Here is a 24,462-nt window from a genome sequence, read left to right as displayed (position 1 = left end):
GCTACCACGTCCCGCGCGCCCCTTGAATAGCACGGGCGCACGCGGGCCTTTGTCTTTAGGGGCGCGGGGAATCGCGCACCCAACCCCCCTCCGACCCGCAGCCTCCGAACCGCCCGCCCAGCAAAGCGAACTCCCGCGGCAGGCGGGCGGAGCCAACCGGCGGAGCTACCCGCGCTCCTCCGCCCGCCCCAGCAAAAGCCCCCGCTCCCGCTCGTTCCGCGTCAACGAGGCCGCCCTCTCGAACTCCGCCCGCGCCTCCTCCACCCGCCCGAGCCGCACCAGCAGGTCCCCCCGCACACTGGGCAGCAGGTGATAGCCCCGCAACGCCGGTTCGGCGACGAGCGCGTCCACGATGGCGAGCCCGGCCTCGGGCCCCTCGGCCATGGACACGGCAACGGCCCGGTTCAACTCGACGACCGGAGACGGGGTCCGGGCGGCGAGCAGCCCGTACAACGTGGCGATCCGCGCCCAGTCCGTCTCCTCGTACGTATGGGCGTGGGCGTGGCACGCGGCGATGGCGGCCTGCAGCACATAGGGCCCGGGCCCGCCACCCGTGGACACGGCCTCCGCGCGGGCGAGGGCGGCGAACCCGCGGCGGACGAGGAGCCGGTTCCACCGGGAGCGCTGCTGGTCCTTGAGGAGTACGGGCTCGCCCGACGGCCCGGTGCGCGCGGCCGACCGTGACGCCTGGATCTCCAACAGGGCGGCCAGCCCGTGCACTTCGGGTTCCTTGGGCATCAACTCGGCGAGCACACGCGCGAGTCGCAGGGCGTCCTCGCAGAGCGCGGGGCGCAGCAGGTCGTCGCCCGCGGTGGCCGCGTACCCCTCGTTGAAGATCAGGTAGATGACTTCGAGTACGGACCCGAGCCGGGCCTCGCGCTCGGGCCCGTACGGCACCTCGAAGGCGACGGCCTTCGCGGCGAGCGTCCGCTTGGCGCGGACGATGCGCTGGGCGACGGTCGCCTCCGGGACGAGGTAGGCGCGGGCGATCTCGACGGTGGTCAGCCCGCCGAGCAGCCGCAGGGTGAGGGCGATGCGGGCCTCGGCGGACAGCACGGGGTGGCACGCGGTGAAGACGAGTCGCAGCAGGTCGTCGTCGATGTCGTCGGGATCGGCCGGCTCGTCGACGTGGCCGTGACCGTACGGCTCGGCCGCCTCCAGGTCCCGCCCCATCTCCACGAGCTTGCGCGCGTACCTCTCGCGCCGCCGGACGAGATCGATCGCCCGGTGCTTGGCCGTGGCCATGAGCCAGGCCCCGGGATTGCCCGGCACCCCCTCCCGGGGCCACTGCTCCAACGCGGCGACCAGCGCGTCCTGCGCCAGCTCCTCCGCGATCCCGACGTCCCGCACGATGCGCGCGACCCCGGCGATGATGCGGGGCGACTCGATACGGAAGACGGTTTCGATGGCGTGGGCGGGGGCTCCCGCCGGGGCGGGGGTGCCCGTCGGTTCCGGCGCTGAACCCGGCGCTGATTCTGGCTCTGGTGTCACGCTCCACCATCAGACACCCCCGGGCCCGTATCGGCCAAGGATCAGCCTTCGACGATCTCCCGTACCTCGCAGGTCACCGTCCAGTGGGCCTCATGGATCTGGAGGAACCGCTTGGTCCACTCGACGGCCTCGGCCTTGTCCTTGGCCTGCAGCATCGCGTACCCGCCGACGACCTCCTTGGCCTCGGTGAACGGCCCGTCGGTGACGGACATCTCCCCGCCTTCCCACCGCACCCGCGTCCCCTCCGCGGTCGGCTTCAGCCCGGAGGTGTCCAGCAGCACCCCGGCCTTCGTCATCTCCTCGATCAGCTCCCCCATCCGCGCCATGAGCTCGTCGCTCGGCCCCTCGGCGGGCGCGTTCTGCTCATCGATACGGATCATCGACAGGTAGCGAGGCATGGTGACTCCCTGAGTCTCTCGGTACGAGGGCGGGGCTTGTCCCACCTTCCCTCTCACCTGTGCGTCGAACGGGGGGCGGTGGGATCGACACGCGCACCGATTTTCTTCGGAATCTCTTCGAAAAGATCTCCTCCGACGCATTTCCGCAGGCCACCGGGCCACCGGCTCAGGTCAGTAGGCGAACTCCTTGAGCTCGTCCGTCTCCAGGGTGAAACCGACGGGGTCCGGCAGATCGATCGCGACGCCGAAGGCCCGACTGGTGACCGAGCGGTACTCACCCTTCTCCGGGTCGGCGTACACAGTGACGCTGTTCGTGTCCCGATCGACGAGCAGGTAGACGGGGATTTCCGCCGCCGCGTAACCGTGCGGCTTGTCGACGCGGTCGCGCTGGTTCGTGTCCCGATCACGGGAGGTGACCTCGACGGTCATCAGGACACCGTCCGGCTCGGCCCACTCGCCCGTACCGACGAAGTGCTTACGGGGAGCCAGAACACCATCCGGCTTGGCCCGCCCCTTGCGGTACTCCTCGATCTTGAGCTCACACTCCGCGTACAGCCTGAGATCAGGGCGGTGCTGCATGCACATCTCCTGCAGCCAGACGATGATCTCCCTGTGGTTACCGTCCGGCACGGGCTTGACCACGACCTTCCCGTTGATGAATTCCAGCCGTACAAGCTCATGCGCGGTGCGTGCCAGCTCCTCGAAGTCCTCGACGAGCATCTGGGGCTGATCGGAAGTGCTGGGGGTCATGGCGTCGCCTCCTCCCCTCCATCCTGCCCCGGTCACGGGTGGACCGTGCTGCAAGGTCGTCATGAACGTGCTCCCTTCTCCGTACTTCCTGTACTCCGCCCGCCCCGCAGGGCAGCACGCACCTCCCCCGCACGGGCGTGAACGTGTTCCGACGCGAGGCCGGGCCGTCCGCCCCAGCAGCCCCCGCACAACCCGCCCCGCATCCCGCCCCCGTCACCCGGCTCACCACACGCCGTGCACACCACCTCGTAACGCGCCGTCCGCGTCTCGACCGGCTCCGGCGGCAGCTTGCCGAGCAGCCGGGCCCGTACGAACCCGTACGGATGGGCCACCCCCTCGCCCGGAAGCCCCGAGGCCACCGCCTGCACGAGCTGCGCCTCGCCCGCGCCCCGCGCGAACCACTCGGCGGCCTGCTCCTCCAGCGCCCCGCACTCGGCGGCGGAGAGCGTGAGCCGGGCGTCGATACGGCCGAGCCGCGCGAGCACGCCGTACGCGGCCGACCGTGCCGCCCGCGTGGGCTCGGTGACCGGCGCTTCGCCGGCCAGGAAGGCACTCCACCACGCGTCGTCGCGAGCGGTGCGCGAGAAGAAGGTGTGCCACACCCAGCGCGGACAGCCGTCGACGGTGACGGGCCGTCGCACTCGCCGCAAGTGCCCGGCCGCGGAGAGGTTGTTGAGGGCGGTCCCGATGGCGCACTGCCCGTACGGCAGATGCTTGGCCAGCATCTTGATGGACATGTCCGCCTCGTCGTCGAGCCGGTCGAGATACCCGGCGATCGACGCCTCGCGAGCGGGCAGATGGCCGAAGTCGCGTCCGGTGCGGGGCTCTTGGTCGGGCGCCGACTTCTTGCCGTATCCCGGATTGGCCATGGGATGGGCGGACGGGCGCGGGGCAGCACTAAGCTGGGCGACAGCCATGGGTCGAAGGCTCGATTCGGTCGATGGTCAGACCCCCGCCTGGTGCTGCTAACACCTACGGGGGTCGAATTCTTTGCGGCGCACGCTACACGCTCGCAACGCTCCGCCGCGACCCGATCACAAAAAGTCATCTCCCCAGGCCCGAGGCCCACTTGAGCCCGCCTCGGCGGGCCACAGGGGAGGGAGGGCGGGTTGAGCCACCCACCCATTCCTTAAAAAAAGGGTCTCGAATCCCGACCCCCGAAGCTCAAGTCCCGACGTACGCGACGAACTCCGCCCACGCGGAGGCGGGGACGGTCAACTCGGGTCCGTCACCGATCGGGTTGAGCTTCGAGTCCCGGATGTGGACGGCACGGGGGCGGAGGGCGACCTCGACGCAGGCGCCGCCTTCGGTGCCGCTGTACGTGGACTTGCGCCAGGCCAGGGCGACCTCGACGCAGTTGCCGCCCTCGGTGCCGCTGTAACTCGACCTGAACCAGGAGAGTTCGGTGTTCACCACTCGTCAGCCACCTTCCCGATGAACCGCGCCGACTCCTCCGTACTGAGGGCCTGCGTACGGATCATGCCAAAGCGCTGCGTCAGATCGCTGAGTTCCTTCGAACCCGAGTGCAGCACACTGACCGCCTGCCCTTCCTCGTACGCGTAATGCTCGCGCTCGGGCGTCTCGATCAGCACCATGGGGCCGTTGAGTCCGGCATGCGCGCCCCGGTCGGTCGGCAGCACCTGGACGGAGACATTGCGCAACTCCCCCAGTTCCAGCAGGCGTCGACACTGCTCCCTCATCGCCGCCGATCCGCCGACCGGACGCCGGAGCACGATCTCTTCGAAGACGAAGCCGAAGTACGCCGTCGGCTTGCGGAACAGCAGTTGCTGCCGCTCCAGCCTGGCGGCCACCCGGCTCTCGATCGTCTCGTCGTCCAGCGGCGGATAGTGGGCGTTGAGCAGCGCCTGCACATACGCCTCGGTCTGCAACAGGCCGGGGACCAGCAACGTCTCGTACGACTGCAAGGCGATCGCGTCCGCCTCATGGTCCATGAAGTCCTGCGTACGCGGTGGAAACTTCTCGGGCTCCAGATACTGTGCCGCCGCCTTCAACTTCCCCCGGGCGCCGAACAGTTCGTCCCCGATGGCCAGCAGCCGGGGCGTCGGCCTGCGGGCTCCGCGCTCGAATGAAGTGATCGTGTCCGGCGAGTAGTTGGACTCCTTGCCCACGTCCTCGCGGCTGACCCCCGCCTCCTGCCGCCACATCTTGAACTGGTGGCCGCAGTACCTCCACGCGATCGGCGGCTGCTCACTCAAGGACCCCACCTCCACCTGCGCACACCACGCTGTGTGCAGCAACGGTCACTTCGAGGTTACGGCAAGTGAAGGGAGCTTAGGCAGATCCGCCCCTACTCAGCTACTAAGAAGCCTCACCGCAACGACTCCCACAGCTCGCTAGCCTCCGGCTCGTTCGCCACCACTCGGTTGGGGTCGGACGGGGCGGGGACCACCGGCATCATCACCGTCTCCGTCGTGGTGGAGGTGAGGGACTTCAGGCTCTCGCCGAGGCCCATCAGTTCGGTGAGGGAGTCGAGGCCGGTGTCCGTGGTGAGGCTGCCGGTGAGGGCGTCGGCGACCCGGTAGAGGCGGGTGGGGTCGGTGAGGAGGTTGGTGGTGTCGACCTGGTCGAGGAGGGCCTTCACCAGTTGCTGCTGGAGGCCTATGCGGCCGAGGTCGCTCTGGTCGCCTATGCCGTGCCGGGTGCGGGCGAGGGCCAGCGCCTTCGTACCGTCCAAGTGGTGGGTGCCCGCGTCCAGTTCGAGGTGGCTGTCCTTGTCGGAGATGTCCTCGTCCGTCGTCACCGTGACCCCGCCCAGCGCGTCCACCAGATCGGCGAAGCCCGCGAAGTCGATCTCGATGTAGTGGTCCATGCGGACGTTCGTCATGGCCTCCACGGTCTTGACCGCGCAGACGGGCCCGCCGACCGAGTACGCGGTGTTGAACATCGCGCCGTACGACACCGATGTCGAACCGCCGGACTCCCGCGGGCAGGAGGGGCGCGTGACGAGCGTGTCGCGCGGGATGCTCACCACGGTCGCCTTCGTCCGGCCCTCGTCGAGGTGGATGACCATCGCGGTGTCGGACCGGGCCCCGTCGCTGCTGCCGCCGCCGAGTTCCTTGTTCCGCTTGCCGTCCCGTGAGTCGGAGCCGAGGACCAGGATGTTGAGCGCACCGCTCGGGAGCGGGGAGGGGGAGGCCGCGCCGTAGGGGCTCGGCGTCGTCATCGCCCTCGCCGGGCGGTCGTCGCCCAGCGCGCTGTCGATGTCGACGCTCTTGATGTTCTGGTTCAGCTGCCAGTACGCCCAGGCCGCACCGGCCAGCGAGACGACCAGGGCGCAGCCGAGTGCGATTCCCGCGGCCCTGAACAGCCGTACCCGTCTGGATCGTTGCCGCCGCGCGCCCGGTGTCGCGGCGCCCCCGTCCCCGTGCTCGTCGTCTCCGCTCACAGACAGGAACGTAAGTCCGAATTATTACAACGAGGAACCACTTCTCGCTTTTCCTAGTCAAACTCTCATATTTCGTTGAGTTTCCTCATGCGGCGACAAGGCGGCGGACGACACCCGTCGAAAGCATTCGAAAGTTTCGACGGCCCGCTCAACGACCAGCTCAACGACCAGCTCAACGTCCCGCTTCGATCACCGCGCCCCGAAGTACGCCGCCCGCCCCTCCCCCGCCGGCGCCGCCGTGCTGCTGCGCACCACCAGGCTCGTGGCCAGCTCCACCCGGGTCGCCGCCGAGGGGCGCTCGCCGCGGCCCAGGTCGAGGACGAGCCGGGCCGCCGCCTCGGCCATCTCCGTGAGCGGCTGGCGGACGGTGGTCAGCGGGGGGCCGACCCAGCGGGCCACCGGCAGATCGTCGAAACCGACGATGCTGAGGTCCTCCGGTACGCGCAGACCCAGCTCGCGGGCGGCCTCGTACAGGCCGAGTGCCTGGAGGTCGTTGCCCGCGAAGACGGCCGTCGGACGGTCGGGGAGCTTGAGCAGTTCCAGGCCCTCCCGGTAGCCGCTCTCGTGGTGGAAGTCGCCGGTGCGGACGAGCACTGGGTCGGCCGGCAGCCCGGCCGTGTCGAGTGCCGCGCGGTAGCCGTCGAGCCGGGCCCGGCTGCACATCATCCGTGAGGGTCCGCTGATCACACCGATGCGCCGGTGGCCGAGGTCGGCGAGGTGCCGGGTGGCCGCGAGGCCGCCCTGCCAGTTGGTGGCGCCGACGGACGGCACGTCGTCGCCCGGGTCGCCCGCCGGGTCGACCACCACGAACGGGATCGAGCGGCTGGTGAGCAGCGCCCGCTGGGACTCGTCGAGCCCGTTCAGGACGAGGACGACTCCGTGCGGGCGGCGCGCGGCGACCTGGTCGGCCCAGGTGCGCCCGGGCGTGAGGCGGCCCGCGCTCTCGGAGAGGACGACGCTCAGCCCCTCGTCCCGCGCCACGTTCTCCACGCCCCGGATGACCTCCATCGCCCACGCGCTCTCCAGTTCGTGGAAGACGAGGTCGATCAGCGGCGACCGGGACGCCTCGGCCCGCCGTCGCCGATAGCCGTGGTTTCGCAGCAGTTCCTCGACCCTGGTGCGGGTCGAGGGGGCCACATCGGCACGGCCGTTGAGCACCTTCGAAACAGTCGGAGCGGAGACTCCCGCCTCGCGGGCGATCTCGGCGAGTGTCGCCGACTGGGCTACAGCGGGATTCGGGCGAGTCATGGACCGGATCGTATCCCTGCGCAACCTCTTGACGAAGCCCTTCGGCAGCCATACGTTCCCGGAACATTCGAAGTTGCTTCCGAAACATTCGTTTAGCGAGTCCAGTCGCGAGTCCAAAAAGAGGTGCTGTCATGGAGTCGATCAGCGGGCGGTCCAACGGCGGACGGCCCACGGGCGGGCAGCCCACGGGCGAAAGCCCCGGCGGTCCCGGGGGCCAGGGCAGCCCCGGGAGCCTGGGCGGCGGAACGTTCGGCGGCAGGACGTTCAGCAGGCGCTGGGTCCTCGGCGCCGGTGCCACCACCCTGCTCGCCACTGGTCTGACGGCCTGCGGCTCCGGTGACGGTTCCGGCGGGAGCGGCAGCACGATCACCGCCTTCACGTACGGGGACGACGCGGCGAAGGTCCAGGTGGCGGCGGTCAAGCGGTTCAACGCGTCGCCCGCCGCCAAGAAGGCCAAGGGCGAGGTCAGGCTGACGAAGGTGCCGGGCTCCGACTACTCCCCCAAGCTGCGGACGGCCATGGGTTCGCCCGGGCAGCCGGACGTCTTCTTCAACTGGGGCGGCGGCTCGATCAAGGCGTACCAGGAGTCGAAGCAGCTCGTCGATCTGACCGACATCATCGAGGCCGACCCGGTCCTCAAGAGCGGCTTCCTGCCCTCGGTGCTCGCGGCGGGCGACCTCGACGGGCGCCACTACGGCATCCCGATGCGCGGCATGCAGCCCGTGATCCTCTTCTACAACAAGTCGGTCTTCGCCGAGCACAAGCTCCAACCACCGAAGACCTGGGACCAGTTGCTGGGCATCAACGCCAAGCTGAAGGCGGCGAAGATCAACCCGTTCGCGCTCGGCGGCGCCGACATGTGGCCCGAGCTGATGTGGCTGGAGTACCTGGTCGACCGCATCGGCGGCCCCGAGGTCTTCAAGCGGATCCAGAACGGCGACGCGCAGGGCTGGGGCGATCCGGCCATGCTGAAGGCCGCCGAGATGGTGAAGGAGCTGGTCGACAACGGCGCCTTCGGCTCCGGCTTCAGCTCCGTGTCGTACGTCAACGGCGGCGCGCCCGCGGCCTTCGCCAAGGGCAAGGCGGCCATGCACCTGATGGGCTCGTGGGAGTACTCGACGCAGCTCGGCAAGTTCCCCGACTTCGCCAAGAAGAACCTGGGCTGGGCCGCCTTCCCCACGGTCGAGGACGGCACCGGTGACGTCCGCAACGTCGTCGGCAACCCCACCAACTACTGGTCCGTCAACGCCCGTACGAAGAACCAGGACGCCGCCGTCGCCTTCCTGAAGGACGCCGCGTCGGAGGCGTACGCGAAGGCCCTCGTCGCCAACGGAGACGTACCGACGACCTCCAACGCGGCGAAGCTCCTCGCTTCGGCGCCGAATCCCGAGTACGCGAAGTTCCAGTACGACATGGTCGAGCAGGCGCCCGCCTTCACGCTCTCCTGGGACCAGGCGCTCGGTGACGAACTCGCCACGCCCATGCACACGGAGATCAGCAAGCTGTTCCTCGGGAAGTCGTCACCGAGCCAGTTCGTGGCAGCCTGCAAGGAGTTGAAGTGAGCGCCACGAAAACGAGCGCCACGGTCCCGACGAAACACCCGCCGGCGAAAGTGAGGCCGGGCAAGGCACACGCGAAGCCCGGCAAGACGCACGCGGGCCGTCCGCACGCCGCCTGGGCCCTGCCCGGCGTCCTGTTCTTCGCGTTCTTCGCCGTCGTCCCGATGGGCGTGGCGTTCTATCTCTCGTTCACCACCTGGGACGGCCTCGGCGACCCCCAACCGGTCGGCCTCGACAACTGGCAGAAGCTGTTCGACGACCCGCGCTTCACCCAGTCCCTGTGGCTGACCGTCCTGCTGACGGCCGCCAGCTGGGTCTTCCAGACGGTCATCGCCCTGCTGCTGGGTGTCTGGGCCGCGGGACGCCAGCGCAACCGGGCGGTCCTCTCGGCGATCTTCTTCGTCCCGTTCCTGCTCTCCTCGACGGCGATCGCGCTGCTCTTCTACGCGCTGCTCGACCCGAACTTCGGCATCATCCAGAAGGACACGCTGGGCTCGTCCAGCGGCGCGTTCCTGGCGATCGTCTTCGTCGGCGGCTGGCAGTTCATCCCCTTCCACACCCTGATCTACCAGGGCGGGGCCCGTCAGATACCCGAGGTGCTCTACCAGGCGGCGGCGATCGACGGCGCGGGCCGCTACCGCCAGTTCTTCTCGATCACGCTCCCGCAGCTGCGTCACACCGTCACGACGTCCACCGTGCTGCTGGTCGTCGGCTCGCTCACGTACTTCGAGACGGTGCTGATCCTCACCAAGGGCGGCCCGGGCACCGACACGGCGATCCTGCCGTACCTGATGTACGAGGCGGGCTTCAAGCGCTACGACTTCGGCTACGCGAGCGCCATCGCATCCTTCCTAGTGGTGGCCGCCACGGGGCTGTCCCTGATCCTCGTGCGGCTGACCGGCTTCGGCCGCATGCGCAGTACCCGCGAAGGGATGTGACGGAGTGTCACACGATACGCTGCCGCGTCAGCATCCCGTGAAGACCGGGGAGCGTCCCACCGGGCCACCCGCGCCACGCCGCCGCCGGCACTGGACCAAGCGTGCCAACCCGCTCGCGGGCCTGGGCTCCGTCCTCTGGCTCGCGGTCGTCATCATCCCCATCTACGCGATGGTGTCGGCCTCGCTCACCAGCCAGGACAAGGCGCTCACCGGCAACCCGCTGAGCCCGCCCACGAGTCCGACGCTCGACAACTACAACACCGTGCTGAACAGCGGCTTCGGCCATCTGCTCAGCAACACCGCGATCGTGGCCGTCTCGGTCGTCGCCATCGTCCTCGTGCTGTCCGTCCCGATCGCGTACGTCGCCGTCCGCACCCGCAACCGCTGGTCGGGCCTGGCCTTCCGGCTGTTCCTCCTCGGCGTCGCGATCCCGGCCCAGGCGGTCGTGATCCCCCTCTATCTCCTGATCGCCAAACTCAACCTGTACGACAGCCTGTTGGCGGTCATCCTGCCGACGGCGGCCTTCGCGATGCCGGTCTCGGTCCTCGTCCTCGTCGGCACTCTCCGGGACGTGTCCGAGGACCTGTACGAGGCGATGGCCCTGGACGGAGCGTCCCCCCAGCGCATGCTCTTCCAGCTCGCCATCCCGCTCGCCAAGGGCGGCATCAGCACGGTCGTCATCTTCGCGGCGCTCCAGGCCTGGAACGGCTTCCTCTTCCCGCTGATCTTCACCCAGTCCGACGGCCCACGCGTCCTGACCCTCGGACTCTTCAACTACGTAAGCCAGTTCGGCGTGAACATCCCCGCCCTGCTCGCCTCGGTAGTCCTCTCCGGCATCCCCATCTTCGCCGTCTACCTGGTGGCCCGCCGCGCCCTGATCGGCGGCCTGATGGGAGTCGGCGGCAAATGAATCCTCTGGACCCCGACAGGAGTTTCATGACCACCGCCCCCTGGCGTGATCCCGCCCTGCCCGCCGAGGCCCGGGTCGATGACCTGCTCGCCCGGATGACCCTGGAGGAGAAGACCGCCCAGCTGTACGGCGTGTGGGTGGGCGCGGCCACGGACGGCGACGGAGTCGCCCCGAACCAGGACGAGATGGCCTCCGACTTCGACTGGGACGAGCTGATCCCCCACGGCCTGGGCCAGCTGACCCGCTCCTTCGGCACGGCCCCCGTGGACCCGGCCCTCGGCGCGCAGGCACTGGCCCGCGCCCAGCACCGCATCGCCGAGGCCGGCCGCTTCGGCATCCCCGCGGTCGCCCACGAGGAGTGCCTGGCGGGCTTCACGGCCTGGGGCGCCACCGCGTACCCGGTCCCCCTGGCCTGGGGCGCCACCTTCGACCCGGCCCTCGTCGAGGAGATGGCCCACCGCATCGGCCAAGACCTCGCCTCCGTCGGCGTCCACCAGGGCCTCGCCCCCGTCCTGGACGTCGTACGGGACCCGCGCTGGGGCCGCGTCGAGGAGACCATCGGCGAGGACCCCTACCTGGTCGGCACGATCGGCGCGGCCTACGTCCGCGGCCTGGAGGCCGCCGGAATCATCGCCACGCTCAAGCACTTCGCGGGGTACGCGTCCTCCGCGGGCGCCCGCAACCTCGCCCCCGTACGCGCGGGTGTCCGCGAGTTCGCCGACATCACCCTGCCGCCGTTCGAGTTCGCGCTCCGCGAGGGCGGGGCCCGTTCGGTGATGGCCGCGTACACGGACACGGACGGCGTACCCGCCTCCGCGGATCCGTATCTGCTGACCGAACTCCTGCGGGAGCAATGGCAGTTCACCGGCACGGTCGTGTCCGACTACTACGGCGTCGGCTTCCTGGAGACCCTCCACCGGGTCGCGGGCACGAAGGCGGAGGCCGCCCACGCGGCCCTGGCGGCCGGCGTCGACGTCGAACTCCCCACCCTCCGCTGCTACGGCACCCCCCTGGTCGAGGCGGTACGCGCGGGCACGGTCCCGGAATCCCTGGTGGACCGGGCGGCGGCCCGCGTCCTGCGCCAGAAGTGCGAACTGGGCCTGCTGGACGAGGGCTGGACCCCCGAGCCCACCGGCCCGATCGACCTGGACTCGACCGCGAACCGCGTGCTGGCCCGCCGCCTCGCCGAGGAGTCCGTCGTCCTGCTCTCCAACCCGGACGGCCTGCTCCCCCTCGCCCCCGACACCCGGATCGCCGTGGTCGGGCCGCGCGCCGCCGACGCCCTGGCCATGCTGGGCTGCTACTCGTTCCCCTCCCACGTGGGCGTCAACCACCCCGGCCTGCCGATGGGCATCGAGATCCCCACCCTCCTGGAGTCCCTGCGCACCGAACTCCCTGACGCCAAGGTCACGTTCACCGAAGGCTGCGACACCACGGACCCGGACACCTCGGGCTTCGCGGAGGCGGTGGCCCGCTCCGCCGAGGCGGACGTCTGCGTGGCGGTACTGGGCGACCGGGCGGGCCTCTTCGGCCGGGGCACATCGGGCGAGGGCTGCGACGTCGGCGACCTCCAACTCCCGGGCGTACAGGCCAAGTTGCTGGACACCCTGACAGCCACAGGCACCCCCGTCGTACTGGTCCTGCTCACCGGCCGCCCCTACGCGCTGGGCCGCTGGAAGGACCAACTGGCCGCCTCGGTACAGGCGTTCTTCCCGGGGGAGGAGGGCGGCCCGGCAGTGGCAGGCGTGCTGTCGGGCCGCGTGAACCCGTCGGGCAGGCTCCCCGTGAGCGTCCCGCAGGAGCCCGGCGGCCAGCCGTGGACCTACCTCCAGCCCCCACTGGGCCTGGCCGGCACGGTCAGCAACCTCGACCCGACCCCCCTCCACCCCTTCGGCCACGGCCTCGGCTACACGGACTTCACCTGGGAGAACATCGAGGACGGGGAGAAGAATGAGGAGCAGGACGGGGGAGAGGAAACGGAGATCGGCACGGACGACTCGTACGACGTGTCGGTCACGGTCCGCAACACGGGCCCCCGAGAAGGCACGGAGGTGGTCCAGCTCTACCTCCACGACCCGGTGGCCCGCGTAACCCGCCCCGACGTCCGCCTGATCGGCTACCACCGCCTGACCCTGCCCCCCGGCAAGGCCCGCCGCATCACGTTCACCTTCCACCCGGACCTGTCGGCGTTCACGGACCGCAGGGGCCAACGCGTAGTGGAACCGGGTGCTTTGGAACTCCGACTGGGCAGCTCCAGCACGAACACCCACCACACGGCCCGCATAAACCTGACGGGCCCGGAACGCCAACTGGGTCCGGAACGCCAACTGCGGTGCGAATCAAGGGAGACGGAGGCATTTTAGGGGCGCGGGGAACGGCACAATCTTTTGTCTTTCAGGGGCACGGGGCTGTATCGATCTGCGGCTCCGCCGCGGGGCGCGACCAGCCACAACGCACCCGCACCCCTACCCCTCCACAACCTCGAACCGCCACCGATGAACCGCCCGCGCAACCAACTCCCCAGCCGGCTCCGGCAATTCAGGCAGCTCAGAGTCATACGCGGCATCCCACCACGTAATGACGAGCACCCGATCCCCCGGAGCCCGCAGGACCTCCCGACGCAGGGGCCGCGCCGGGAGGTCCTGCCCCCTCGCCCACGCAAGCAGCTCTTCTCCCCGCCCCGGGACGGCCCGCGCCTCCCACATCAACGCAACGGTCATGAGTACAGATTGCCCTTGCTGACCTCATGCACATGATCATGATCGTGGCCATGCGAAGGTGAATGCGACTGCCCGGGGACATGCGTGTCGGTCACCGGCAACGACGAGTCCGCGGACAGATCCCAGTCGGAGGCGGCCCGCCCCCGGGCAACCATCTCCGCGCCCAGCGCGGCGACCATCGCCCCGTTGTCCGTGCACAACTTCGGCCGCGGCACCCGCAGCCGAATCCCCGCGGCCTCGCACCGCTCCTGCGCGAGCACCCGCAGCCGAGAGTTCGCGGCGACTCCCCCGCCGATCATCAGGTGGTCGACACCCTCGTCACGACAGGCACGTACGGCCTTGCGGGTCAGCACATCGACGACGGCCTCCTGGAAGGACGCGGCCACATCCCGCACCGGCACGTCCTCCCCGGCGGCCCGCTTGGCCTCGATCCACCGCGCCACGGCGGTCTTCAGCCCGGAGAACGAGAAGTCGTACGCGGCGTCCCGCGGCCCGGTGAGCCCGCGTGGGAAAGCGATGGCACCCGGGTCCCCCTCCTTCGCGTACCGGTCGATGACCGGCCCGCCGGGGAACCCGAGGTTCAGCACGCGCGCGATCTTGTCGAAGGCCTCACCGGCCGCGTCGTCGATGGTCGCGCCCAGGGGCCGTACGTCACTGGTGATGTCCGAGGAGAGCAGCAGCGAGGAGTGCCCGCCGGAGACGAGCAGCGCCATGGTCGGCTCGGGCAGCGCCCCGTGCTCCAACTGGTCCACGCAGATGTGCGAGGCGAGGTGGTTGACCCCGTACAACGGCTTGCCCAGCGCGTACGCGTACGCCTTCGCCGCCGACACCCCGACGAGCAGGGCGCCCGCGAGCCCGGGGCCTGCGGTGACGGCGATCCCGTCCAGATCCCTCGCGCCGACGCCCGCCTCCTTCAGCGCCCGCTCGATGGTGGGGACCATCGCCTCCAGGTGCGCACGGGACGCGACTTCGGGCACCACACCCCCGAAACGCGCGTGCTCGTCGACGCTGGACGCGATCGCGTCCGCGAGCAGGGTCGTGCCGCGGACGATGCCGACGCCGGTCTCGTCGCAGGAGGTCTCGATGCCGAGGACGAGCGGTTCGTCAGCCATTGATTTCGTCAGCCATTGATCTCGGTTCCTTGTACGGATGTCGATGGGTCGTTGAGTCGCATGACGAGCGCGTCCACGTTCCCCGGCTGGTAGTAGCCGCGCCGGAAACCGATCGCCTCGAAGCCGAAACGCTCGTACAGCTTCTGGGCGCGGACGTTGTCGATGCGGCATTCGAGCATCACCTCGGCGCACTCGAACGCCGTCGCGGCCCGCAGCAGCTCGGTCAGGAGCTGCGCGCCGAGGCCGGTGCCCCAGTGCTCCCGGGCGACGGCAATGGTCTGCACGTCACCGACGTCCCCGGCGGCGGCGAGCCCGCCGTATCCGACGATCCGCGCACCTCCCGCGGTGTCCGCCGCGGTCTCGGCCACGACGTACCGCCGAGTCGCCCCCGGCCCCCGCGCATGGGCCAGGTCCGACCAGAACATGCCCCGCGACCAGGCGTCCTCGGGGAAGAGGTCCTTCTCCAGTTCAAGCACGGGCTCGATGTCCCACCAGCGCATCTCACGCAGCACCGCGGTCGTCACTTGGGGGTGACCACCTTGTAGTTCTTGGGCACCTGGGCGTCCGGCCGACGCAGATAGAGGGGCCGGGGCGCCTCCAACTCCTCGCCCGCGGCCAGCCGTTCCGCCGCCAGGGACGCGAGCGCGGCGGCCGAGACGTGCTCGGGTTCGCGCGCGTCCGGGAAGGTGTCGGGGTAGAGCAGCGCACCCGCGCCGACGGCTGGCAGATCGCCGATGTCCAGGTCGCCCGGCCGGTCGACGGCGGGCTCGGTGACCCGGGTACGCGAGTCGGCGTACCGCGCCCAGTAGACCTCTTTGCGCCGGGCGTCGGTAGCCACGACGAAAGGCCCGTCGGCAACAGCTCCCTCGGCCGCGTACGCGAGACCGTCCAGCGTGCACAGTCCGTGTACGGGGATGCCGAGCGCGAGTCCGAAGGTGTCGGCGGTCATCAGACCGACGCGCAGTCCGGTGTACGGGCCGGGGCCCACGCCGACAACGATGCCGGTGACGGCGTCGAGCCGCAGCCCGGCCTCGGCGAGCACCCGGTCGACGGCCGGCAGGAGCAACTCCCCGTGCCGGCGCGCGTCCACCTGGCTGGAGGCGGCGATGACGGACGTCCCGTCGTGCAGCGCGACGGTGACTGCGGGGGTGGCGGTATCCAGAGCGAGCAAGAGCACGCGAACAGCCTACGGCGCCCGGGCTCGGAGCACGGCCGCCCCAATCCGCCGCAGACCTGCTGCTAACGTCACAGAAACCACAAATGCCGTACGAGAGGTGGGCACCCAAGGTGTTTCGGAGCAGCTCGGGAATCGTGGCCGGGCTCACCGCGACGGCGCTCGCCGCGATCGGGTTCCTGGCCTACCAGGCGTCGGCGGACGTGCCGGGGGGCCTGGGCTCCTCCCGGCCCGGCGAGTCCTCGGCGACCGCGGCCGCCAAGGCCCCCCGGGACAAGCAGCACCCGACGGCACTGCCCGCCGCCTCGGGCACGGGACGACGGGTCGTCTACTCGGTGGACGACGACCGCGTGTGGCTCGTCGGGTCGGGTGACCGGGTCAAGCGGACGTTCGGGGTGACCCCCGGAACGGTGGATCCCACGCCCGCCGAGTACGCCGTCACCTCCCGCTCCGGCAAGATCACCGGCTCGGACGGCGTCGCCGTGGAACACGTGGTCCGCTTCACGAACGTGTCCGGCGTAGCGATCGGCTTCAGCGCGGCAGTGAACGGCACGACCTCCGCCCCCGCCTCCTCGAAGAAGCTCGGCGGCATCCGAGAATCCCGCGAGGACGGCACAGCCATGTGGGAATTCGCCACCATCGGCACAAGGGTCACAGTGATCAAATAGACCAACACGAGCGCCCCGCCAGGGGCGCGGGGAACGGCGCACCCCCGCAGAACGCTCAGGCGGCCCGAGGCCGCGACTCCCGCACCGGCTCAGCCGACGGTGGCGGGGGCGGGGCCGTGGAAACGACCCGCGCAAACACCCCGGCGGCAAGCAACTCCCGCATGGAAACCCCGGTCGGAGTCGACTCCACCGGCACCGACGGACGCGTCACATCACGTTCAGACGTCGCCATGGCGGCCTCCTATGGGCTCCGGGAGCAGACGTGGTTAGGTAGACCTAACCAACTCCTCCGTCCATGTGACCACGCCGAAGCCGCCCGACGCAACATCTTCCCGACGCCTTGTCGGAATGTTGGGGCGAACCTACGAGGCCCAGGCCGGACCAGTCGGATCAGCCGGACGAGCCAGATCACGCGGTCGAGCCGGATCAAGCGGTCGAAGCCGGATCAAGCGGAGAGCACGCCGAGCCCGACCGTCGCCCACCGCTCCCCGACCCCCGTCAGCGTGACGTGCCGTACCTCGTCATCGGTGTCGCCGACGGCCCGGTGGATGAGGACGTGCAGCCGGTCGTCGGCCAGCTCCTCGACCTTGCCCTCGCCCCACTCCACGACGATCACGGAGTCGGACAGCGAGACGTCGAGGTCGAGGTCCTCCATCTCGTCGAGCCCGCCGCCCAGGCGGTACGCGTCCACGTGGACCAGCGGCGGACCGTCCCCGAGGGGCGGGTGCACGCGCGCGATCACGAAGGTCGGCGAGGTGACCGCGCCCCGCACACCGAGCCCTTCGCCGAGCCCGCGGGTCATCGTCGTCTTGCCCGCGCCGAGCTCGCCGGTGAGCATCACGAGGTCACCGGCCCGCAACAGCTTGGCGAGCCGACGGCCCAACTCCCGCATCTGTTCGGGTGAGTTGACCGTGATCTCAGTGGTGACGCCGGCCACGGAAGGCTCCGAGGGTCCCGAGGACTCAGCCGGGTTGCGCGGTGCTGCTGGTGCTTCCATAGCCACCCACGGTAGCCCCTGCCGGGACGGCTCCCGCGCGGGTGAGGAGGTCGGCCAGCCGGTCTATGACGACCTCCGGGTGCTCCAGCATCACCAGGTGCCCGGCGTCCGGCACGAGCACCAGCTCGGCGTCCGGCAGCAGGTCGGCGATGGCCTCGCTGTGCTCGCTCGGCGTGACGAGGTCCTTGACCCCGGCCAGTACGAGCACGGGCATCTCGGCGAAGTGCGCGAGCGCCTCCGTCTTGTCGTGGTCGGTGAAGGCCGGGTAGAACTCCGCGACCACGTCGATGGGCGTGCCCTCGATCAGCCGCTCCGCGAACCGCGCGACCGCCGGGTCGACGTCCCTGGAGGCGAACGAGTACCGCTTGATGATCCCGGTGAACAGGTCGGCCGTGGCCCGCCGCCCGCGCTCCACCAGCGCGGCCTGCTGCCCCAGGGCCTTCAGCACTCCGGGGAGCACCCGCCGCACCGCGTTGACGCCCGCGACGGGCAGCCCGAAGTTGACCTCGCCGAGCTTCCCCGACGACGTACCGACGAAGGCGACGCCGACGACCCGCTCGCGGATCAGGGAGGGGTACTGGTCGGCCAGCGCCATCACCGTCATGCCGCCCATCGAGTGGCCGACGAGGACGATCGGGCCCTCGGGCGCGGCGGCGTCGATGACGGCCTTCAGGTCGCGGCCGAGCTGGTCGATGGTGACCGGCATGTCGTCCTCGACCTGGGCCACGCCCCGCGCGGAGCGGCCGTGGCTGCGCTGGTCCCAGTGGACGGTCCGCACGACACCACGCAGCGCGGCCCGCTGGAAGTGCCAGGAGTCCTGGCTGAGGCAGTAGCCGTGGCTGAAGACGACGGTGACGGGGGCGGGGGACTTGCGGCCGAAGAGCCGGCGGCGGCGCGGGGCGAGGGTGGAGTCGGGCTCCACCTCGTCGACCTCGTAGTACAGCTCCGTGCCGTCGTCCGCGACGGCCTTGCCGGGCATGCCGCGCAACGACCCGTACGGACCGGTCGAGTCGAGGGCGAGCCGGGCCTTCCTGCGCATGCCCCGGCCGACCGTGAGCCGCTCTATGGCGACTCCGGCGGCGGCGCCCGCGGCGACCACGCCTATCGCGGCGCCGGCGATCCCGGCCCTGCGCCAGTTCGCGCCCCCCGCCGCGGAGACGGCCGAGGCTGCGGCCGTGGCCGCGTCCACGGCGGCCTCCGCGCTGCTCTCGCTCACGTACCGCTCCTCTTCGCCGGGGTGCTGCCCATGTCCACCACTGTCGGTGCTGCTGTTGCTGCAGGTCGTGCTGTTGCCGCCGGTTCCCGCGATGCCGTGTCCGGCATCTATGCGGTTACCCCGCTTGTTCGGTATTCACGTAAACGCGCGGCACCCGGGTTCCGATCCGGGTGACGATTTCGTAGGCGATCGTGCCGACCGCCTGGGCCCAGTCCTCGGCGGTGGGTTCACCGTGGTCGCCGGGGCCGAAGAGGACCACGCGCTCGCCGACCGGTGGCTCGTCGCCACCGAGGTCGACCGCGAACTGGTCCATCGCGACCCGTCCCGCGACCGTCCGCCACTTGCCGGCAACCAGGACGGGCCCGGTGCCGGAGGCGTGGCGCGGAATGCCGTCCGCGTACCCGACGGGCACCAGGCCGAGGGTCGTGTCGCCCGCCGTGACGTAGTGGTGTCCGTAACTGACGCCGTGCCCCGCCGGTACGTGCTTCACCAGTGCCAGCGACGCCGACAGGGTCATCACCGGGCGCAGCCCGAGGTCGGCCGGGGTGCCCAGCTCGGGGCTGGGCGAGATTCCGTACACCGCGATCCCGGTCCGTACGAGGTCGAAGTGGCTGTCGGGGAGCGTGAGCGTGGCGGGCGAGTTGGCGATGTGCCGCACCTCGGGGCGCACGCCCTGCCCCTCCGCGTACGCCAGCATCTCGCGGAAGCAGCTGAGCTGGGCCTGGACGGAGGGATGGCCGGGCTCGTCCGCGCAGGCGAAGTGGGACCACAGACCGGTGACCCGGACGAGCCCCTCGGCCTCGGCGCGCAGGGCCTCGGCGACGAGCTCGGGCCAGTCGGCGGGCTGGCAGCCGTTCCGCCCGAGCCCGGTGTCGGCCTTGAGCTGGACGCGGGCGGTACGGCCGGACGCACGCGCGGCCTCCACGGCCTCCCGCAGCGCCCACAGCCCGCTGATCCCCAGGTCCAGATCGGCCTCGACGGCCGCCCGCCAGGGCCCGCCGGGGACCCACAACCAGCACATGATCCGCCCGTCGAGACCGGCCGCGCGCAGGGCCAGGGCCTCCTCGGGCGTGGCCGTGCCGAGCCAGGTCGCACCGGCGTCCAGGGCCGCGCGGGCGCACGGGAGTGCCCCGTGTCCGTACGCGTCGGACTTGACCACCGCCATGAGGGCGGCGGTCGGCGCCTGGGCACGCAGAGCCCGCACATTGGCCCGCAGTGCGGCCAGGTCGATCTCGGCGCGGGCCCGCGCGGGTGCAGTTTCAGTCATCGTGCCCAGTGTCTCAGAGGGGTCGGACACAGCCCTCAGGTACCAGGCCTGCGGCCCCACACGTACACGCTGTCGCCCTGGTAGAGCGCGCCCCACAGCGTGCGGGCGTCGGCGATCCGCATGTTCACGCAGCCCATGGAGCCGGGCGGGTTGTAGACGCTGCCGTAGATGCCGTGGAAGGCCTGGCCACCGCTGAAGAACTGGCTGTACGGCATGGGGGTGTTGTAGAGCGTCGACCAGTGGTTCTTGTGCTTCCAGTAGACGCGGAACCAGCCGCTCCTGGTCCGGTACCCGGCCTTCCCGCTGCGGATCGGCACCGGCCCGAACAGCACCTTCGTGCCCTTCTGGACCCAGGTCAGCTGCCGGGTGAGGTCGACACAGGCGACCCGGTAGGCCCGTACGGGACACTTCCCGGCGGCGTTCGGGTTCCTCGCGGCCGCCAGGAGCTGCATCTTCGCCCAGGTCACGGGCCCGGCGAAGCCGCTGTCGGGCCGGATCCCGTATCTGATCTGAAAGGCCCGGATGGCCCGGCAGTCGTTCGCCGACTGCCTCCCGTCCACCCTGAGCCGCAGCCACCGCTCGACCTGCCGCTGGTACGGCCCGGTCTGCTTGCTGCACGCCACGACCCCCGACTGACGGGCCACGGCGTCGCTCAGCGGTACGTACTCGATCAGCTCGTCGCTCTCCGCGTCGGCGTCGGCCGGCTCCGCGGCGTCCTCCTCGGCCGTCGGCGTGTAGACCTTCGGGGCCAGCGCCTGGTCGGGAGTGTCCAAGTGCCAGGGCTGGGACGGACCGGGGGGCACCCCGGGCACCAGCTCGCTCAGCGGCGCGGGAACCCCGGAGGCACCGAGGGCGCCGGGGGCGGGAGGAGGCTCCGCGACGGCCCCCGGCACGGACAGCGCCGTGATGACGGCGACCAACACGGCAACGGTTCTCTGACGGACCATGCCCCCAGCGAAACCCCCGGACCGGCGTACGGGGCTCAGCCGCGCGGAAGGGTCGCCCGTTGTGCGCACGCGGACGGGGTACGGCGGGTGGCCTGCGGCGGGACAGGGGAGGGGCCCGGCGGGACTGCGGCGGGACAGGGGGAGCGGCTCAGCCCTCCAGGACGTCCCGCATGACGTCCCGCCAGGCCTCCCGTACCGCGTCGGCCACGTCGTACGCCCCCACGGGCGCCCCGTCCGCCGCGAACCGCCCCGCCAGCCCGTGGAGATACGCCCCCACGCTGCCGGCGTCGAGCGCCCCGAGCCCAACGGCGAGCAGCGACCCGGTCAGCCCCGACAGCACGTCCCCGCTCCCGGCGGTGGCGAGCCAGGCGGTACCGGTGGAATTCACGCGCACGGGCCCACCACCGGGCTCGGCCACGAGGGTGGTCGACCCCTTGAGCAGCACGGTCGCCCCGTACGCCGCCGCGAGTTCCCGTACAGAGGCCAGCCGCGCCCCCTCGACCTCGTCCCGCGAGACGCCGAGCAGCGCGGCGGCCTCACCGGCGTGCGGCGTCAGCAGAGTGGGCGCGGTCCGAGCCCGTACGACACCCCGCTCCGCGAACCGCAGCCCGTCGGCATCGACAAGCACCGGCACATCGCTCTTCAACACAGCCGCCACGGAATCGGCGTCGTCGCCCACTCCCGGCCCCGCGACCCAGGCCTGCACCCGCCCGGCCCGCTCGGGCGAACCGGCCGACACCAGCGTCTCCGGGAACCGCGCGATCACCGCGTCCCCGGCCGGCCCGACGTACCGTACGGCTCCGGCCCCGCCCCGCAGGGCCCCGGCGACGGCCAGCACGGCCGCGCCGGGATACCGGGCGGACCCGGCAGCGATTCCCACGACCCCGCGCCGGTACTTGTCGCTCTCGGCCCCGGGCACGGGCAGCAGCGCGGCCACGTCGGCGTGCTGCAGGGCCTCCAGCTCGGCGACATCGGGCAACGAGAGCCCGATATCGACAAGCCGCACGGACCCGGCGTACTCCTTCGCGGGATCGACGAGCAGCCCGGGCTTGTGCGTCCCGAAGGTCACGGTCAGATCGGCGCGCACGGCGGCGCCCCGCACCTCCCCGCTGTCGGCCTCGACGCCGCTGGGCAGATCGACGGCCACGACGGCGGCGCGGGATTCGCGGGCCAGTTCCGCGAGGGGGGCGGCGTCGGGCCGCAGGCCACCCTTCCCCCCGATGCCCACGATCCCGTCGACGACGAGGTCGGCACGACGGATCGGTTCTTCAGCCGCGTCCGCCCCTCGCACAACCGTGCCGCCCGCCCGCAGCAGGGCGTCGAGCCCGCCGGCATGGGTGCGCTCGGGTGCCAGCAGCACGGCCGTGACGCCCGCGCCACGCCTGCCCAGCCGGGCCCCGGCGTAGAGGGCGTCGCCGCCGTTGTCGCCACTTCCGACCAGCAGGACGACCCGGCTTCCGTACACCCGCCCCAGCAACTCGGCACAGGCCGCGGCGAGTCCGGCCGCAGCCCGCTGCATCAACGCCCCGTCCGGCAGCCGTGCCATCAGCTCCCGCTCGGCGCCCCTCACCGTCCCCACGCTGTACGCAGTACGCATGCCGTCGAGTCTCCCTGATGCCGTGCCGACAGGTGCAAGAGGCCAAGTGTGCGGAGAGTCCCAGCGACACGCCGCGCGTACGGCGTGTCGCTGGGACTCGTACGACAGTTGCTCTGTCTGCGGGGTGGGGGGCCGGCGGGAGGGCTATCCCTCCGCCAGCACCACCGCCGAAGCCACCCCCGCGTCGTGGCTCAACGAGACATGCCATGACCGAACTCCCAGCTCGGCCGCCCGCGCGGCGACGGTCCCCGTAACCCGCAGCCGCGGCTGCCCGCTGTCCTCGACGTAGACCTCGGCGTCGGTCCAGCGCAGACCACCCGGCGCACCCAGCGCCTTGGCCAACGCCTCCTTCGCGGCGAAGCGAGCGGCAAGGGAAGCGACACCCCGACGCTCCCCACTGGGCAACAGCAACTCGCTCTCCAGAAACAGCCGTTCGGCCATCCCGGGCGTCCGCTCCAGCGACGCCGCGAACCGGTCGATCTCAGCTACGTCGATCCCGACGCCGATGATGCTCATCCGGGGACTCTACGATCCGCCGGAAGAGGTCAAGCACTCCGGCGGCTCGTCCTGTTGGCTGTCTTGCTGGTCAGCCAACAACTCAGGCCTGCTCAGGAGTGGTCCCAGGAACCTCCGGGTCCTCGGCGAACAGGTCCTCGGCCCGCTCGACCGTGCGGGAACGCTCCAGCCAGGCGTCCATGCGGTCGAGATCGGTACAGGTGGTGATGCGCTCGCGCACACTGTCCGGTACGGGGATGCCGCGCACCTCCAGTACGAGCAGGATCCCCTTCGCCTCCCCTTCAGCCCTGCCCTTGGCCTCGCCTTTGGCCTCGCCCTTGGCCTCGCCTTCGAGATAGGCCGTCTCACGGACCGTCCCCCGGCCGGGGAAGTAGCTGACGAACGACATGATGTCCTTCCATTTCTTTCCAGCTGGGGTCTTACCCAGAGTGACTTCCAGGAAGTCGAAGAAGTACTCGGCGGTGTCAGGGTCGGTTTCCCGGAGTTCCTGAAGGGCGCTGCTGATCGCTTCCAGTATGGCGTCGCAGTCTGGGCTGCGGGCGTGTGCCAGGGCGGAGAGCACGGCCAGCGGGAGGTTCTTGGCCACGCTCCTGACGTCCGTGATCACCGGCAGGTTGTCCGGCCCCGCGACCAGCGGATACACCCGAAGAGCCGTCCAGCCGCGCGTGCCGCAGTCGAAGGGGCCGGTCGCCCACTTGGCTGTGGCTGCGTCCTGACAGACCACGAGCAGCAGCACGGGCAGTTCGTACTTCGCCTGGAGGTAGGCGACGTAATACGCCCAACTCCACTCCTTGCCCGCGACCTTGCGCGACTGCGACTCGATGGCGAGCAGGAAGTCCTCACCGTCGGACGGGCCGATCCGCAGCACGGTGTCCACGCGGCGTTCCAGCGGCCGGGTCTCCGTCACGTCCGTGGTGACGGCGTCGACGGTCGCCTTCACGGCGAACGGGACGCCCAGCAGGCCGAACACGGGACCCAGGATCTCGGGCCGCTCCTGGAAGATCCGGTGCATGCCCTCGTGAGCTGACGTAACCATGTGCGCAACCTTGGTGGAGTGAGAGGCCGAAGATCCGGACGATCGGGATGCGTTCACCCATTCGAGCGGCGGGGAAACGTTCACGCCGTCGAGGCCAACTCGCACCACACGTACTTGCCGCGGTTGCCGAATCTGGACAGCGGTTGCCAGCCCCACAGGTCCGAGCACGCGCGGACCAGTGCGAGCCCCCGCCCCTCCTCCGCGTCACCGAGCTGCTCCAGCTTCCCCGGCGGTTCGGGCGGCTCCGGATCGGCGTCCCACGCGCCGATCCGCAGCACACCCGCCGACCAGCGCACCCGCAGGGCGGCGGGTCCCTTCGTGTGGCATACGGCGTTGGCGACCAGCTCGGTCGCGAGGAGTTCGGCGACATCGACGAGCCGGATCAGGCCGTGCATGGTGAGGATCAGGCGGAGCGTGCGGCGGCAGATGGTGACGGCTCGGGGGTCGTTCGGGATGTAGAGGGAGTACTCCCAGGGTTCGGACTCGCTTTCGGGCATGCGTGAACTCCGTTC

Annotated in this window: 25 protein-coding genes; 5 read left to right on the top strand and 20 right to left on the bottom strand. The window is 70.7% G+C overall.

The window, feature by feature from the left end; all coding sequences use genetic code 11:
• Positions 1-165 precede the first annotated feature (165 nt).
• From ACH4YP_RS26860 to ACH4YP_RS26825, 8 genes are all read right to left on the bottom strand, one after another.
• A complete protein-coding gene (locus ACH4YP_RS26860) occupies positions 166-1,491 on the bottom strand; it encodes an RNA polymerase sigma factor (RefSeq protein WP_398492946.1) in 1,326 nt (441 codons plus the stop codon).
• 41 nt (positions 1,492-1,532) lie between these two features.
• Positions 1,533-1,889, bottom strand: coding sequence for a YciI family protein (locus ACH4YP_RS26855; protein ID WP_055618818.1), 357 nt, complete (start codon positions 1,887-1,889; stop codon positions 1,533-1,535).
• 171 nt (positions 1,890-2,060) lie between these two features.
• Positions 2,061-2,639, bottom strand: a complete 579-nt coding sequence (locus ACH4YP_RS26850; RefSeq protein ID WP_361060495.1) for a Uma2 family endonuclease — start codon at positions 2,637-2,639, stop codon at positions 2,061-2,063.
• A 59-nt stretch (positions 2,640-2,698) separates the two neighbouring features.
• The gene (locus ACH4YP_RS26845) at positions 2,699-3,556 is read right to left on the bottom strand and encodes a hypothetical protein (RefSeq protein ID WP_398492944.1); all 858 of its coding nucleotides are present in this window, start codon (positions 3,554-3,556) and stop codon (positions 2,699-2,701) included.
• 247 nt (positions 3,557-3,803) lie between these two features.
• Entirely contained in the window at positions 3,804-4,052 is a 249-nt protein-coding gene (locus ACH4YP_RS26840; protein WP_398492995.1) for a DUF397 domain-containing protein, read from the bottom strand.
• The gene (locus tag ACH4YP_RS26835) at positions 4,049-4,864 is read right to left on the bottom strand and encodes a helix-turn-helix domain-containing protein (protein ID WP_398492942.1); all 816 of its coding nucleotides are present in this window, start codon (positions 4,862-4,864) and stop codon (positions 4,049-4,051) included. Before ACH4YP_RS26835 ends, ACH4YP_RS26840 begins: the two co-directional genes overlap by 4 nt.
• Positions 4,865-4,968: 104 nt before the next feature.
• Positions 4,969-6,045 (bottom strand): LCP family protein, encoded by a 1,077-nt coding sequence (locus ACH4YP_RS26830; RefSeq protein WP_398492940.1) that lies wholly within the window; start codon positions 6,043-6,045, stop codon positions 4,969-4,971.
• A 189-nt stretch (positions 6,046-6,234) separates the two neighbouring features.
• The gene (locus tag ACH4YP_RS26825) at positions 6,235-7,293 is read right to left on the bottom strand and encodes a LacI family DNA-binding transcriptional regulator (protein WP_361060490.1); all 1,059 of its coding nucleotides are present in this window, start codon (positions 7,291-7,293) and stop codon (positions 6,235-6,237) included.
• Positions 7,294-7,526: 233 nt separating this feature from the next.
• Between ACH4YP_RS26825 and ACH4YP_RS26820 the strand changes: the two genes are divergently transcribed.
• From ACH4YP_RS26820 to ACH4YP_RS26805, 4 genes are read left to right on the top strand one after another with little or no spacing between them, the layout of a single operon-like run.
• Positions 7,527-8,855, top strand: a complete 1,329-nt coding sequence (locus tag ACH4YP_RS26820) for an ABC transporter substrate-binding protein (RefSeq protein WP_398492993.1) — start codon at positions 7,527-7,529, stop codon at positions 8,853-8,855.
• Positions 8,856-8,905: 50 nt separating this feature from the next.
• Positions 8,906-9,790, top strand: a complete 885-nt coding sequence (locus ACH4YP_RS26815) for a carbohydrate ABC transporter permease (RefSeq protein WP_398492991.1) — start codon at positions 8,906-8,908, stop codon at positions 9,788-9,790.
• A 4-nt stretch (positions 9,791-9,794) separates the two neighbouring features.
• Positions 9,795-10,700: a carbohydrate ABC transporter permease gene (locus ACH4YP_RS26810; RefSeq protein ID WP_398492938.1), complete on the top strand. Its 906-nt coding sequence runs from the start codon at positions 9,795-9,797 to the stop codon at positions 10,698-10,700.
• 26 nt (positions 10,701-10,726) lie between these two features.
• The gene (locus tag ACH4YP_RS26805) at positions 10,727-13,063 is read left to right on the top strand and encodes a glycoside hydrolase family 3 N-terminal domain-containing protein (RefSeq protein ID WP_398492937.1); all 2,337 of its coding nucleotides are present in this window, start codon (positions 10,727-10,729) and stop codon (positions 13,061-13,063) included.
• A gap of 102 nt (positions 13,064-13,165) precedes the next feature.
• Here the strand turns inward: ACH4YP_RS26805 and ACH4YP_RS26800 are convergent, their stop codons facing one another.
• Genes ACH4YP_RS26800 through tsaB form a run of 4 tightly spaced genes read right to left on the bottom strand, consistent with a single transcriptional unit; the run spans position 13,166 to position 15,709 of the window.
• Positions 13,166-13,420: a hypothetical protein gene (locus ACH4YP_RS26800; protein ID WP_398492935.1), complete on the bottom strand. Its 255-nt coding sequence runs from the start codon at positions 13,418-13,420 to the stop codon at positions 13,166-13,168.
• Positions 13,417-14,532 carry a tRNA (adenosine(37)-N6)-threonylcarbamoyltransferase complex transferase subunit TsaD gene (gene tsaD / locus ACH4YP_RS26795; RefSeq protein ID WP_398492934.1) on the bottom strand — a complete coding sequence of 372 codons (1,116 nt, stop codon included), beginning with the start codon at positions 14,530-14,532 and terminating at the stop codon, positions 13,417-13,419. Before tsaD ends, ACH4YP_RS26800 begins: the two co-directional genes overlap by 4 nt.
• Positions 14,533-14,540: 8 nt before the next feature.
• Positions 14,541-15,056 (bottom strand): ribosomal protein S18-alanine N-acetyltransferase, encoded by a 516-nt coding sequence (rimI, locus tag ACH4YP_RS26790; RefSeq protein WP_398492932.1) that lies wholly within the window; start codon positions 15,054-15,056, stop codon positions 14,541-14,543.
• On the bottom strand, positions 15,053-15,709 hold the full coding sequence (gene tsaB, locus ACH4YP_RS26785) for a tRNA (adenosine(37)-N6)-threonylcarbamoyltransferase complex dimerization subunit type 1 TsaB (protein ID WP_398492930.1): 657 nt from the start codon (positions 15,707-15,709) through the stop codon (positions 15,053-15,055). The genes rimI and tsaB overlap by 4 nt, the downstream gene beginning before the upstream one ends.
• Positions 15,710-15,792: 83 nt before the next feature.
• Here tsaB and ACH4YP_RS26780 point away from each other — a divergent pair, with 83 nt between their 5' ends.
• Entirely contained in the window at positions 15,793-16,374 is a 582-nt protein-coding gene (locus tag ACH4YP_RS26780; RefSeq protein WP_398492928.1) for a hypothetical protein, read from the top strand.
• Between the two features lie 445 nt (positions 16,375-16,819).
• On the opposite strand, the gene tsaE is transcribed toward ACH4YP_RS26780, so the two are convergent.
• The 8 genes from tsaE to ACH4YP_RS26740 all read right to left on the bottom strand — a co-directional run bounded on the left by tsaE (position 16,820) and on the right by ACH4YP_RS26740 (position 24,447).
• Entirely contained in the window at positions 16,820-17,371 is a 552-nt protein-coding gene (tsaE, locus tag ACH4YP_RS26775; protein ID WP_398492927.1) for a tRNA (adenosine(37)-N6)-threonylcarbamoyltransferase complex ATPase subunit type 1 TsaE, read from the bottom strand.
• Positions 17,337-18,587 (bottom strand): alpha/beta hydrolase, encoded by a 1,251-nt coding sequence (locus tag ACH4YP_RS26770; protein ID WP_361060476.1) that lies wholly within the window; start codon positions 18,585-18,587, stop codon positions 17,337-17,339. The genes tsaE and ACH4YP_RS26770 overlap by 35 nt, the downstream gene beginning before the upstream one ends.
• A gap of 115 nt (positions 18,588-18,702) precedes the next feature.
• Complete coding sequence (gene alr, locus ACH4YP_RS26765; protein WP_361060474.1) at positions 18,703-19,854, bottom strand: alanine racemase; 1,152 nt, start codon at positions 19,852-19,854, stop codon at positions 18,703-18,705.
• Positions 19,855-19,889: 35 nt separating this feature from the next.
• Positions 19,890-20,801: a L,D-transpeptidase family protein gene (locus ACH4YP_RS26760; protein WP_398492926.1), complete on the bottom strand. Its 912-nt coding sequence runs from the start codon at positions 20,799-20,801 to the stop codon at positions 19,890-19,892.
• 148 nt (positions 20,802-20,949) lie between these two features.
• Complete coding sequence (locus ACH4YP_RS26755) at positions 20,950-22,398, bottom strand: NAD(P)H-hydrate dehydratase (protein ID WP_398492925.1); 1,449 nt, start codon at positions 22,396-22,398, stop codon at positions 20,950-20,952.
• Between the two features lie 144 nt (positions 22,399-22,542).
• Entirely contained in the window at positions 22,543-22,914 is a 372-nt protein-coding gene (locus tag ACH4YP_RS26750; RefSeq protein WP_398492923.1) for a holo-ACP synthase, read from the bottom strand.
• Between the two features lie 82 nt (positions 22,915-22,996).
• Positions 22,997-23,950: a hypothetical protein gene (locus tag ACH4YP_RS26745; protein ID WP_398492921.1), complete on the bottom strand. Its 954-nt coding sequence runs from the start codon at positions 23,948-23,950 to the stop codon at positions 22,997-22,999.
• Between the two features lie 80 nt (positions 23,951-24,030).
• Complete coding sequence (locus ACH4YP_RS26740; protein WP_398492919.1) at positions 24,031-24,447, bottom strand: ATP-binding protein; 417 nt, start codon at positions 24,445-24,447, stop codon at positions 24,031-24,033.
• Positions 24,448-24,462 lie beyond the last annotated feature (15 nt).

Origin of the sequence: Streptomyces sp. NPDC020747 (genome assembly GCF_044334695.1) — a bacterium.
Lineage (GTDB): Bacteria > Actinomycetota > Actinomycetes > Streptomycetales > Streptomycetaceae > Streptomyces.
This window is presented reverse-complemented; position numbering and strand designations above follow the sequence as displayed.